General features: G+C 71.7%; 7 protein-coding genes. 5 read left to right on the forward strand and 2 right to left on the reverse strand.

Annotated elements, in window-relative coordinates:
• Positions 1-211 precede the first annotated feature (211 nt).
• From OG456_RS17350 to fxsT, 4 genes are all read left to right on the forward strand, one after another.
• Positions 212-1,414 carry a pyridoxal phosphate-dependent aminotransferase gene (locus OG456_RS17350; protein ID WP_266561981.1) on the forward strand — a complete coding sequence of 401 codons (1,203 nt, stop codon included), beginning with the start codon at positions 212-214 and terminating at the stop codon, positions 1,412-1,414.
• Between the two features lie 218 nt (positions 1,415-1,632).
• Positions 1,633-3,135 carry a hypothetical protein gene (locus OG456_RS17355; protein ID WP_266561983.1) on the forward strand — a complete coding sequence of 501 codons (1,503 nt, stop codon included), beginning with the start codon at positions 1,633-1,635 and terminating at the stop codon, positions 3,133-3,135.
• A 94-nt stretch (positions 3,136-3,229) separates the two neighbouring features.
• Positions 3,230-4,345 carry a MoxR family ATPase gene (locus OG456_RS17360; RefSeq protein WP_266561985.1) on the forward strand — a complete coding sequence of 372 codons (1,116 nt, stop codon included), beginning with the start codon at positions 3,230-3,232 and terminating at the stop codon, positions 4,343-4,345.
• Entirely contained in the window at positions 4,342-8,592 is a 4,251-nt protein-coding gene (fxsT, locus tag OG456_RS17365; protein ID WP_266561987.1) for an FxSxx-COOH system tetratricopeptide repeat protein, read from the forward strand. Before OG456_RS17360 ends, fxsT begins: the two co-directional genes overlap by 4 nt.
• Before the next feature lie 48 nt (positions 8,593-8,640).
• On the opposite strand, the gene OG456_RS17370 is transcribed toward fxsT, so the two are convergent.
• Entirely contained in the window at positions 8,641-10,524 is a 1,884-nt protein-coding gene (locus tag OG456_RS17370) for an HEXXH motif domain-containing protein (RefSeq protein ID WP_266561989.1), read from the reverse strand.
• Between the two features lie 829 nt (positions 10,525-11,353).
• Here OG456_RS17370 and OG456_RS17375 point away from each other — a divergent pair.
• Entirely contained in the window at positions 11,354-12,463 is a 1,110-nt protein-coding gene (locus OG456_RS17375; protein ID WP_266569316.1) for a hypothetical protein, read from the forward strand.
• Positions 12,464-12,479: 16 nt separating this feature from the next.
• Here the strand turns inward: OG456_RS17375 and OG456_RS17380 are convergent, their stop codons facing one another.
• Positions 12,480-13,016, reverse strand: coding sequence for a YbjN domain-containing protein (locus OG456_RS17380; protein ID WP_266561997.1), 537 nt, complete (start codon positions 13,014-13,016; stop codon positions 12,480-12,482).
• Between the last annotated feature and the right edge of the window lie 55 nt (positions 13,017-13,071).

Here is a 13,071-nt window from a genome sequence, read left to right on the forward strand (position 1 = left end):
CCGGGTGTCCGGGTGTCGGCGTGTGGCCGGCGGTGGCAGGCCAGACGCCTCGTACCAGACAGCACACGCAGGCGCACTATATGTGGTGAATAGATGCATAAACGCCAATGCGAAGTACATGTCGGAATAGGGAAAACCGTCGGGCGACGTCGCGGCAGCCCGTCCCGAAGGTGAGTTGAGGAACTCCGGAAGTCCGGCGCAGGATGGCGCCATGACCTCCAGCGCGCGCCCCCTGCTCAACCGCCGTCTCGCCGAGTTCGGGACCACGATCTTCGCGGAGATGTCCGCGCTGGCCACGGCGACCGGCTCGATCAACCTCGGCCAGGGCTTCCCCGACACGGACGGCCCCGAGGAGATCCGCGAGGCGGCCGTACGGGCGCTGCGCGACGGCCGCGGCAACCAGTACCCGCCGGGCCCCGGCGTCCCCGAACTGCGCACCGCGATCGCCGCCCACCAGGAGCACCGCTACGGCCTGTCCTTCGACCCGGACCGCGAGGTCCTCGTCACGGCCGGCGCCACCGAGGCCATCGCCGCCTCGCTGCTCGCCCTGGTCGAACCCGGCGACGAGGTCGTCGCACTGGAGCCGTACTACGACTCGTACGCGGCGAGCATCGCGCTGGCGGGCGGCACCCGCGTCCCCGTCACCCTGCGCCCCGACGGTGCCCGCGACGGAGCCGCTGAAGGAAACGCCTTCCGGCTCGACCTGGACGAGCTGCGCGCCGCGGTCACCGACCGCACCCGCCTCCTGCTGATCAACACCCCGCACAACCCCACCGGCACCGTCCTCACGCGTGAGGAACTCACCGCGATCGCGGCCCTCGCCGTCGAACGCGACCTCCTGGTGATCACGGACGAGGTGTACGAGCACCTGACGTTCGGCGACGCCGGGCACATCCCGCTCGCCACGCTCCCCGGCATGCGAGAGCGCACGGTGACCATCGGGTCCGCCGGCAAGACCTTCTCGTTCACGGGCTGGAAGGTCGGCTGGGTGACCGCCTCACCCGAGCTGGTCACCGCGGTCCGCTCGGCCAAGCAGTTCCTCACCTACGTCGCGTCCGGCCCCTTCCAGTACGCCGTCGCCGAGGCACTCGCCCTGCCCGACTCGTACTACGACGCCTTCCGCGCCGACATGAGCGCCAAGCGCGACCTCCTCGCGGACGGTCTAGTGGCAGCCGGCTTCGAGGTGTTCCGGCCCGCGGGCACATACTTCGTCACCACCGACATCCGCCCGCTCGGCGAGAGCGACGGATTCGCGTTCTGCCGGGCGCTGCCCGAACGCGCGGGCGTCGTCGCCATCCCTAACGCGGTGTTCTACGACCACCGCGAGGCGGGCGCCCCCTTCGTACGGTTCGCGTTCTGCAAGCGGATCCCGGTGCTCGAAGAGGCGGTCGACCGCCTCAAGAAGCTCGCCTGAGACGCGGGTCCGAAGCGGTACCCCGATGAACGCGTGATCCAAATGGGACGGTTGCGACCGTACCCACACGCGGCTCTTCGTCATACCCTTGCTGGCTCGGGCAGCGACAGTACGACCGCTGCCGCGGGACGCGTGAGGGGGACACGTGGAAGTGGCTCGACCGACTGCGGACAGCTGTCCGACGGGTGCCACCCGGTGGCGCAACCGCCGAGACGGCCATGCCTGAGCGCCCGTCCGCGTACCCGGCCTTTCCCGCGAGCGAAGAGCAGCTCGTGGAGGCGCTGATGCGGGTGTCCGTCATGGAGGACCGGCGCAGCCGCCGGATGTGCGTGGACCGGGCGCTGCACCGGCTCGGACAGCGCCTGCCCGTGGCCGAGTTCGGCGAGAAGAAGCCGCACATCGTCGAAATGGTGCGGGTGTTCGGCGCGGTGCCGCAGGGCTGGCTGCGGCTCGTGGAGGCCGTCCGGTACCTGGCGGACGACGATCTGGCCTCGCTCCAGGCGTCCGCCCTCGTGGAGTCGCCGCTGCCGCCGGCCGGCGACCCGGCGCAGCGGGCCGCGCTCGACCCGCTCCTGAGCGGCCTGGACCGCGGCTCCGTGCCGGACCTCGCCGACCTGTTCCGCCATGTGGCCGGGGACAGCTTCGGGCCGCTGCCGAGGACGACCCGCACGGCACGCGAGGCGTACGAGCTCCTGGAGCAGTGCAACGTTCCGTCGGACGGGATACCGAGGAGTGTGCGCTTCCTGCACGAACTGGCCTATCTGGTCGGCCCGGAGCGCGGCGACCCGCTCAGGGTCTGGCTCAGCCGCCACATCCGTTCCCTCGCCGACGCGGGACCCCAGGGGCAGCGCATGCTCGACGCCGTCCGCTCCTCCACCGGGAGCTGGCGAAGAGACCCGGGCCGTGAAGCCTTTCTGGTGATCCGGCTCCAGCCGTTGACCGAGTCACCCGACCGTGTCGCACTCACCTGCTGGACGAGTACCGGCAACGCGTGGGAGCCGCGCCAGCGGGACGACCGGGAGCTGCGCCTGACGGAGGTGCCCGACTGGGTCGCCACCCTCGTCGACCGGGAGGAAGAGCGGCTGCGCAACCACCACGGCGGCATCGTCGTGGAGTTCATCCTCTCCCTGGCGATGGCGAACACACCGGTGGAGGACTGGACCCGGCCGACCCCCTTCGGGTCGCGGCAGCCCGGCCTCGGCACGTCGGCCCCGTACCGCCCTCCGCTGGGCATGGACTACAAGGTCGTCATACGCAGTCTGGAGCGGATGGAGGCACGCCAGGTCCACCGGGTGTGGAACGCGCGCTGGGAGGTGCTGAGGAGCGGGGGCACGGGACGCGTGCACCGGTGCGAAACCGGCGCCGGATCCCAACAGCAGGCGCTCTACGCCAAGTTGAAGCACAATCAGGCCATTGTGCTGATGACTCTCGGGTCGTCACCCGACTCGGAACACGGGCTCAGCGAGCTGACGCTCGGCCTCCAGGCGGGCCTGCCGGTGCTGCTCTGGGCTCACCAGGGACCCCTCGACGACACCGAGCACGCGGAACTCCACAGGCTCGCCGAAACGGGTGCCTGGGACGACTTGTTGGAGACGGTCACGCGCTTGCGCTTCTCTCCCGGAACACGCGACGATGGGCCGGAGGGTTCCATCGACTCTCGCATCGCTGTGCTGTGGGACGATCCGAGCCGCCTTCCCGAAGTACCGGAATCAGCGAGTTGAAGACTTCCAGCCCAACCAGGTGTTCGGGCTGGGGCGGTTGGGGAGTACGGACGTGCACCGACCGGGCACGAACCAGGGTGAGGGGGAACGGTCGATGGCCGACAGGGATCCGCACGTTCCGGCACAGGCCGACGGCGCCGCGGCCGACCCCGGCGCATGGCGCATCTACCGAGGCACGGCGAGGCCCCGCGGCAAGGAGCCCGTGTCCCGCGAGTTACCCCCGCCCCCGCCCTGGCGCCGCTTCACCGGCGCACCCCTGATCTCCGATCCGCCCCCGGGCGACGAGGACGAGTTCACCCGCCGCCTCGGCCCGCCGGACGGCCCCGTCGTCCGCAAGGCGTCCGAGCAGGAACTCGATCTCGTCAATGCCGCGCTGTTCCTGCGCAGGCCGCTGATCGTCGCGGGCCCTCCCGGCATCGGGAAGTCGAGCCTCGCCCACTGCATCAGCCGTGAACTCTCCCTCGGCCGCGTCCTGCGCTGGTCGATCACCAGCCGCAGCACCCTCAAAGAGGGCCTCTACGCGTACGACGCCATCGGCAGAGTGCAGGAAGCGGCCACCCGCGGCGCCCTGCGCGGCTCCGAACCCGGCGCCGCGGGCGATCCGGCACCCGACCCGGACGGCCTGAACAACCTGGGCGACTACGTCCAACTGGGCCCGCTGGGAACGGCGTTGCTGCCCCGCAAGACCCCGCGCGTCCTGCTCGTCGACGAGTTCGACAAGTCCGACACGGACCTCGCGGGCGACCTGCTGAGCGTCTTCGAGGAGGGCGAGTTCCGCATCCCGGAGCTGGCCCGCGTGCGCTCCAGGCTCCCGGACGCCGAAGTGCACACGGACGACCCGGACGGCACGGCGGTCATCCACCACGGAGCGGTGCGCTGCGCCGCGTTCCCCGTCGTCGTGATCACGAGCAACGGCGAGCGCACGCTGCCGCCCGCGCTGCTGCGGCGCTGCCTCTACCTCGATCTCCCCGCGCCCGACGCGGGCCAGCTCGCGGCCATGCTGGCGGCGCAGCTCTCGCACGACGACGAGGGGCGCACGGCGATGATCCGCGACTTCCTCAGCCACGCGAGGACCGGCGGCTCGCTCGCCGCGGACCAGCTCCTCAACTCGGAGTTCCTGCGCACCACGCCCGCGGGCCCCGACGAGGGGTCCATGAGCACGCTGTTGCACGCGCTGTGGCGACGGCTCGACGAGGTCGGCACTGGATGAACCGGTCGCCCTCCCACGGCGGCGTGGCGGGTGACGGTATCGGGCCGGGTGCCGCATCGCTGGCCGAGGCGTCCCCACAGCCGCACTGGTACGAGGCGGGCGAGGTCCTGTGGCTCGCCGCGCAGCGCTGGCTGCGGCTGAAGGACGCCCAGCGCGGCAGGCCACGGCCGGGCCGGCCGGTCGAGCTGCCCGAAGCGCCCGAGGGGGAACGCCCGCGCCCCGAGGACCTGGACGCCCCCGTGCCGGAGGTCACGGAGGAACCCGTAGAGCAGCCCGCACCCCTGACCGGGCCGCCGACGCCGGAAACGGATCCCGGCGGCCATGTTGACTCGCTCCTCATGAGCCTCGGGAACGGCTTCGCGCTCGACCGCTCGCGGGAGATCGAGAAGGCGCTGAATCCGCTGAAGCGGCGCATCGCCTCCCGGAGCCAGGTCTTCCTGAACGAGGAGGCCACCGCCGAGCTGCACGCCGAGACCGGCATGTGGCTGCCCCAGCTGGAGCCGGATCAGGAGCGCTGGCTGACCGTGACGCTCCTGGTGGACTCGGGCGACTCGATGCGGCTGTGGTCGCACACCGCGCAACGCCTCGCCGAGACCCTGCACTGCTCGGGCGCCTTCCGTGACGTACGGACCGTGCGCTGGCAGGAGGACGGCTCCGGCGGCGAGGTCGCCGGCGGCACCGACGGCCGGCATCTGGTCCTCGTCCTCACCGATCTGCACGCCGACCACTGGGGCGACGGCAGCGCCCGGCGCAGGCTCGCCCGGTGGGCCCGCACGATGCCCGTCGCGATCGTCCATGTGCTGCCCGAGCACGTCTGGGCGAGGGCGGGCACGCAGACCAGCAGCCTCCTGCTGACCAGCCCGCGCCCCGCGTCCCCCAACAGCACCTGGACCGCCGAGCCCGTGGGCCTGGTCATGCCCACCGCCGACCTCTCGGAGGCCGACGCGTGCGACGGGGTCCGGCTGCCCGTGGTGACGCTGACCCCCGAAGGGATCGGCGGCCTCGCCCGCTTCCTCGCGCACGACGGCAAGGGCGGCTACACCGTGCGCGTCCTGGACCGGACGCCGGGCGACGAGACCGCCGTCGCGCGCAGGCCCGCCGCCACGCTGCCCGCCGACGTCCAGGTCAAGACCGTGCGGGCCCAGCTCTCCCCCACCGCCTACCACCTGGCCCGCCTCTCCGCGGCCGTCCCGCTCAACCTCGACGTGCTGCGCCTGCTCCAGGAGGGGCTGATCCCCGGGGCGCGGAACTGGCACGTGGCGGAACTGCTCCTGAGCGGGCTGCTGCGACGCACGGAGGCCGAGCCCGGCGAGAGTGCCGGGCCGGGCGTCGAGCTCGAATTCGGCGACGGCGTGCGGCGGGAGCTGCTCTCGGACGGGACGCGCGGCGAGACGGCCCGCGCGCTGATGCTCGCCTTGGACCATTTGGCGGTCGCCGTACCGGCGTACGGGGAAGGCGTCGCCCTTCTGCGCGAGCCGGATCGCGCGCGGAGTATCTCCATGGAAGGTTTACGGCCATGGATTTCGTCTATTCTGCCCGCTTTCGCGGCCATGGCCGGACCACATGCCACCGCCGCCAGAGAGCTTGAGGCACGCCTCGACGAACCTCCACCTCCGGTGGCCACAGCCTCCGGGGAACCCAGTCAGTCAGGCGGTGGGGCCGAGCCCACCGCCCCGCCGGACACCGGCAACGAAGAAGGGGTCGAAGAAGTGAGCGGCTTGCAGTCCACCCAGGCCGGGTCAAGGGGTGACGCGCTGCAGAAGCCGCCCCCCGTCTGGGGCAACGTCCCTCCCCGGAACCGTGCCTTCACCGGCCGCGTCCAGCTCCTGGACGACCTGCACCGCAGGCTCCAGGAAGGAACCACGGCGGTACTCCCCGAGGCGCTCCAGGGCATGGGCGGCGTCGGGAAGTCCCAGCTCGCGGTCGAGTACGTGTACCGGCATCTGCACGAGTACCAGATCGTGTGGTGGATCCCCGCCGAACAGCCGCAGCAGATCCGGCAGTTCCTCGTCCAGCTGGCCAACCGGCTCGGTCTGAACGTCGGCAGCGGCGAGGCGAACACAGCGGTGCCGGCCGTCATCGAGGCCCTGCGCGTCGGCGAACCGTTCAAGAACTGGCTCCTCATCTTCGACAACGCGGAAGACCCGGAATCCGTACGGGAGTTCTTCCCGACCAACGGCCCGGGCCGCATCCTCGTCACCTCACGGAACTCGCAGTGGGCCTCGTCGGCGCGTCCCCTGGAGGTCGACGTGTTCACCCGCGAGGAAAGCCGTTCGCTGCTCCAGATGAGAGCACCGAACCTGGACAACGCGACCGCGGACCGGCTCGCCGAGACCCTCGGCGACCTGCCGCTCGGCATCGAGCAGGCCGCCGTATGGCTGGCCGAGACGGGCATGCCCGCGGACGAGTACCTGCGCATGTTCGAGCAGCAGGCCAACGAGCTGATGGTCAGCGACCCGCCGGTGGACTATCCGCTGTCCGTCGCCGCCGCCTGGAACGTGTCCCTGGACCGGCTGCGCAAGAACCACCCCGCGGCTCTTCAACTCCTGCAGTTGTGCGCCTTCTTCGCGCCCGAGCCGATCTCCCGGCGCCTGCTCACCGGCGTCCGAGACGCCCCCGTGCCCCCGGAGCTCAGTGCGGCGCTCAGTGACCCGATCCGGCTCGGCCGCGCCATCCGCGAGATCAACCGCTACGCGCTGGCGCGCATCAACCACAACACCAACACCATCCAGCTGCACCGCCTGGTCCAGCGGGTCCTCATCAACCAGATGGCGGAGCCGCTGAAGTCGCAGATGCGCGCCGGCGCCCACCGCCTGCTCGCCAGGGACGACGCCGGCGAGCCCAACAAGTCCCACCGGTGGCAGCAGTACGGCGACCTGCTGCCGCACGTCCTCAACAGCAGGGCCGTCGAGTCGACGGACCCGTGGGTGAGGCAACTCGTCCTGAACGAGGTCCAGTACATGTACTACTGGGGCGACCACCAGGGCTCCCTGGACCTGGCCAAGGAGACGTACGAAACCTGGCGAGCGGCCGACGGGGACAACGCCGAACACGTACTCACCGCAGCCAAGTTCTTCACCGACGCACTGCGCATCCTGGGCCGCTACTCGGAGGCGTACGAACTCGACCAGCGGACGCTGGCCGGCATGACCGAGGTCTTCGGCCCCGAGCACGAGTCGACGCTCGACATCACCAGCATGCTCGCCTGGGACCTGCGGCTGCGCGGCGACTTCCAGGCGGCACTCGAACTCGACCGGCACGCCTTCGAGACCTGCGAGCGCCTCTTCGGCCCCAACGACCCGTCGACCCTCCTCAGCGCCCACCGGCACGCGCTGAACCTGCGGTTCATCGGGCACTTCCGGGCGGCGCTCGCGCTCGACCGCATGACACACAGCCGCAAGGTCGCGGAGCTCGGTGAGAATGCGGCGTCGACGCTGGGGACGATGGCGGCAGTGACGTTCGACCTCCAAGAGGGCGGCGAGTACCTGGCGGCCCGCGACCAGGCGCGTGACGTCGAGGAGCGCTTCCGCAACACCGTCGGCGACACCCACCCGAACACGATCTCCGCGCTCCGGGTCCTGTCGGTGGCCGAACGGCGCGCCGGCCAGCACGCCCTGGCGCTGGAGCTCTCGGGCCGGGCCCTCGCCATGTTCCGCACCCGATACGGAGATCTGTACCCGCACACGGTGAACGCGCTGGCCTCGCACGCCATCGACGTACGGCACAGCGGCGACCTCACCCGGGCACTCGAACTCGGACAGGAGGGGTACGAGGGGTACGAGGCGCTGCTCGGCCCGCGGCATCCGCACACCGTCGCGGGACGCGTCAACCACGCGATCTGTCTGCGCCTGGCCGGGCGGACCGAGGAGGCCCGCACGAGAAACGTGGACTCGAGGGAGAAGCTGATCGAGCTGATCGGCGAGGCCCACCCCAACACCCTTGCCTGCACCGCGAATCTCGTCGCCGACCTGTTCGAACTCGGCGAGATGCAGGCGTCGGTGGAGCTCGCCACGACGGCGCTCGACCTGTGCCGCACCAAGCTCGGCGAGGACCACCCCATCACCCTCGCCACGGCGCTCAACCTGTCGCTCGGGCTGCGGCAATTGCGGCGTGACGACGAGGCGGACGAGCTGTACGCCGACACGGCCGAGCGCTATGGGCGCACCCTGGGCGAGGACCACCCGGCGACGTCGGCGGCCGCCGACGGCAGGCCCGCGAACTGCGACATCGACCCGCTGCTGATGTGACGCCGGCTGTATCGATCTGCCCCCGTCCTGGCCCTGTCCGGGGCGGGGTCAGCGCTGTGGCACGTCCGTCGCGGGCCGTGAGGTGAGCCCGGGGATCCGCGCCGTCCAGCGGGCCAGTTCCAGCGGGTCGGGCGTCCGCGCGCCGCGGGCCCGCTCCTCCAGGGCGAGCGCCCGCACCAGCTCAGGGCGGTGCAGCAGGGCCGTGGCGGGGGCGCCCTCGCCGGACGCCTCCAGGGCGAGGCCGAGACCGACCCAGGCCGGGCGGGTGCCGGGCGATCCGGTCAGGACGGCGCGGTAGCGGTCCACCGCGCGCGCCGCGTTCGCCGGCCCGCCACGCAGGAGGCACATGTCCGCTTCGAGGAGGTCCGGAGACCGTTCGATGCCGGAGAGCCGCGCACGGGTGTCCGGAGTGAACGTTCCTGCGTCGGCGAGGTGCAACCGCCTCAGTTCACAACGGAGTTCGGGCAGACGCGGCGGCGCGTCCGCGCGCAACCGGGACGGCGGGGCAGTCGCCTCTTCTCCGGGACCGCCGCCGAGCCGGCGGTCGGTGAGCAGGCGGGTGGCGGCCGGGGCGGGCTCGAGATTGTGGCTGCACCACGTACCCCGCAGATCGGCGAGTTCGGCTTCCGCCAGGGCGAGGGCCTCGGCCGGTACCTCGTCATCGGCCCACGGGGCGGCCTGGCGCGCCATCCCGTCGACGAATCGGCGGCCCCAGGGGGTGAGCCCGGGTTGGGCGACCAGCGTGCGCAGGGCAATGGCCACCGCCTCGCGCCACACGGCGAACTCGAAGTGCGCGAGGACGGCACGTGGGCCGGTCAGGGCGTGCCGTTCGGCGCGCCAGAAGTCGGCGACGCCGGTGAACGCGTACGTGCCGTGCAGCAGGCCCCACGGCGGACGCGGGTCGGTGCGCCAGGGCGCGTAGAACAGCGTGTCCTGCAGAGGCCCTCGCGCCGCCCTGTCGACGAGCTGGATCTGGTGGCTCAGACCGTTGAGCACGGAGTGCCGTGACTCGTGGACGAGGGTGACCGCGAAGTCGACGGCGTCGCGTGGCAGGGAGACCAGGGCGCTGCCGAACGCCTCGGCGTACGAGGCGCTGGCGGTGCGGAAGCGGGGCATGCCCGGCAGCGGCACGAGCGAGTTCAGGACGAGCGGCACCGTGCGGGCCGCGTCCGGGTGACGGGCCCCGAGCAGGCGCGCCGCGTCGTGCAGATGCCGCTGCCAGGTGTCCGACTCTCCGTCCGTGAGCGGGGCCGGAGGCAGCCAGGGGGACCGGAAGTCGCGGTAGGGGTCGGCGTCGTCCAGGAGGACCGATGGGTCCGGCTCGCTCGGGGTCCAGCTCAGCAGGCGGGCAGGATGCCAGCCGGAGGCGGGCAGGTGCGGGGCTGCGGGCAGTTCGACGGCGTGCGGGCCGAGCGTGACACGGGCCGCGCCGCACCCGTCCGTCTCCAGCGTGGCGACGTCGTGGTCGCCGGGGGCATCGTCCAGAACGGCGTGCCCGACCGTCGGCAGGATCACCTTGCCCTCCCACGCGGGTACGCGGACGCACGCGGGAAGTCCTGCCCGCAGGGCGGCCGCCGCGGCGAGTGCGTGCGCGTAGCCCGCCTCCCGCCACAAGGGGGGCTCGCCGGACCGGGGCCCGGCGCCGGCCCGGAGCCGCCCCAGCAGGCGGACCGCCCAGACGCCGACCGGCGGGTGCCCGAGCACGCTCGCCACCGCCCGCGGATCGAGGGCCTCCGCGCGGACCAGCAGCTCGAAGGCGTGCGCCAGTGGGGGCAGCGGCCCTTCGCCCTCGTCCGTCCCGCGATCCGCCTCCGCGGCGGCCAGGGCTCGCAGCATGAGCATGCGGCGGCTGCGTTCCGCCGCCGCGACACGGGCCCCGGTGGGTTCGCCGACGCGGCCGACGGCGATGGCCTCCAGGTCGTCGACCGGCACGTGGTGCCGTGTCAGCACGGCAGGGCAGGCCGGTCGGGCCCGTCGGATCCGTCGCATGGGGATGCCGGGCCAGACGGGACGGGCGGCCCGTGTTCGTGCCGTGGCTCCTGAGGCACCGTGCCGCTGTGCCGTCTAGCGCTGAGGTAGGGGTTGTCTTGGCCGCCGCCGTCGCCGACCTGCCCGACGGCATCCTCGCTCAGATGCTCGAGCAGCGTGTGCTGCGCTTCCGCCACCAGCGGGTCCCTCAGTGCCATGGCCTCCTGAAGGCCCCAACGGCTGAGATCGACAAGTCCGGTCTCGATGTCAGTCGTAGAAGTCCTCACGTCAAACTTCCCCCTGTCGGCTCCCGCTCGCGGCCCCGCGGCGCAGACCCACCTCCTTCCCATAGTGGCCCGTGGTCAGCCGCGCCGAAAGGGGCTCCGGTGGCCATCAAGGCTTGAATTGTTCGATTCATGGCCGCGGGAGGCGGCATCCGGTGCCGCGACACGCCGTTGACCGGGCATTCAACTGGCGTGTCCAGTGGGGCAATTGATGCGTTCTGAAGGTGCGGGCCCCCGGCGCGGCCACGCACACGGTTCCTCTCGTCCCCGCGACACGGTTTCCTGACGATCAGACATGGACTTCCCGGCGCCTCTTGTCACGCAGCCGCGCCGACCGTCCCTCATCCGCACCCGTGCGGACCCTCCCGGCTCGCGCGCCCCGCGAGGTGCCCGCAGGGTGCGGAGATGTGACCCAGCAGCAACTCGACCCGGCCCCCGCCACCGTCCCCGTCGCGGAGCCCGGCGCCGAACCACGTCCCCCCTCGGCCCGGCTCAGGGCCGCCGCCCCCCTGCTCACCACGCTCGGCCTGTTCGCCGCGGTCCGGCTCACCGGTGTCGTCGCGATGTCGGTCGCCGCCTCGCTGACCGGAAAGCGTTCCGGCACCCTGCTCGGCCGGTCCTGGGACTCGCTCTGGTACCTGAGGATCGCCGCGAACGGCTATGGCCGCTCCGTCCACTACAGACCAGGCATCATCTTCAACGACCTCGCGTTCTTCCCGCTCTACCCCGGCCTCGTCCGCGCGGTGCGCACCGTGCTCCCGCTCAGCGGCGGCGCCACGGGGATACTCATCGCCTGGACCGCGTCCCTGGCCGCGGCGGCCGGGATCTACGCGATCGGGGTGCGCCTGTACTCGCGGCCCGTCGCCGTCTTCCTGGTCCTGCTGTGGGGGCTGCTGCCGCACTCCGTGATCCTCACGATGGCGTACACCGAGCCGCTGCTCACCGCCTTCGCCGCCTGGTCCCTGCACGCGGTCCTGACCGGCCGGTGGATCTGGGCGGGCACGCTCGCCTCGCTGGCCGGGGCGTCCCGCCCCAACGGCTTCGCGGTCGCCGCCGCGGTCCTCGTCACGGCGGCGTACGAGGTGATCCACAAGCGCGGCAGAAACGTTTCCCACAGGCTGTGGACAGGCGCCGCGATCGCCCCGCTCGGCTGGACCGGCTACGTCCTGTGGGTCGGCGTCCAACGAGGCGATCCGCTCGGCGGTTACTTCGACGTGCAGCGGGACTGGGGCTCGCGCTTCGACTTCGGCGTCGGCGCGCTGCGCGTCGTACGTAAACTGCTGCTCAAAGGCGACCCCTTCGTCTTCTCCGTGACACTCCTGATCGTCGCCGCCGCGGTGCTGCTGTTCGCGCTGCTCATCGCCGAGCGGGCCGCCCCGCTGCCGCTCATCGTCTACAGCGGCGTACTCCTGCTCATCGCGCTCGGCGGCGCAGGCTTCTTCCCGTCCAAGCCGCGCTTCCTGCTGCCCGCGTTCCCGCTGCTGCTGCCGCTGGCCCTCGCACTGGCGCGAACGGCGAAAGCCCGGCCACGCAGCGCCCTTCTGGTGATGGGCGCCCTGGCCGGGCTCTCACTTACGTACGGGACGTATCTGGTCGCGTACGCGCACAGGCCCCTGTGATCAGTTGCTGACGTGCCTACTCGTCGTCGGACGGCTTCTCGTCGTCGGCGGAGTCCACGGCCTGCTCCAGGCCGAGCTGCTCGACCAGCCAGCGGTCGAACTCGATGGCGGCGCGCACCCAGCTGACCGTCGACGACACGAAGTGCTCCAGGCTGACACCCGTACCGATGAGCATCTGCGCCTCACCGATGAGGCGGACCGTGCCGTCGTCGTGGGTGTGGCTGTAGACCTTGGGCCACAGGGTGCGGCGGTTCCAGTCGTCGATGGTCTCGAGGAGCGCCGGCTTGGTCTCGAGGTCGTGCGGGCGGTCGTAGAACGTCCGCACCGAGAAGACCTGCTGGTCGTCCTCGCCGCGGAACATGAAGTACGTGCGGAACTCCTCCCACGGAGCCGCCAGGTCACCCTCTTCGTCGAGGACGTACTTGAGCTCCATCTGCTCGAGGAGCTGCTTGACGAGGTCCTGATCGGGGACGACGGGGCCCGCCGGTCCTGAGCCCTGCGGCTGCTGGGGCTGTCCCCCGAAATTCGGAATCGAGGACGGGTCGATGCTCACGTGCTTGGTCCCTTCGTACGGATTCCGCCATCCTCCCCCATGCCGGGCGGGAAGT

Origin of the sequence: Streptomyces sp. NBC_01446 (assembly GCF_026340095.1) — a bacterium.
In the GTDB taxonomy this organism is placed as follows: Bacteria; Actinomycetota; Actinomycetes; order Streptomycetales; family Streptomycetaceae; genus Streptomyces; species Streptomyces aureus.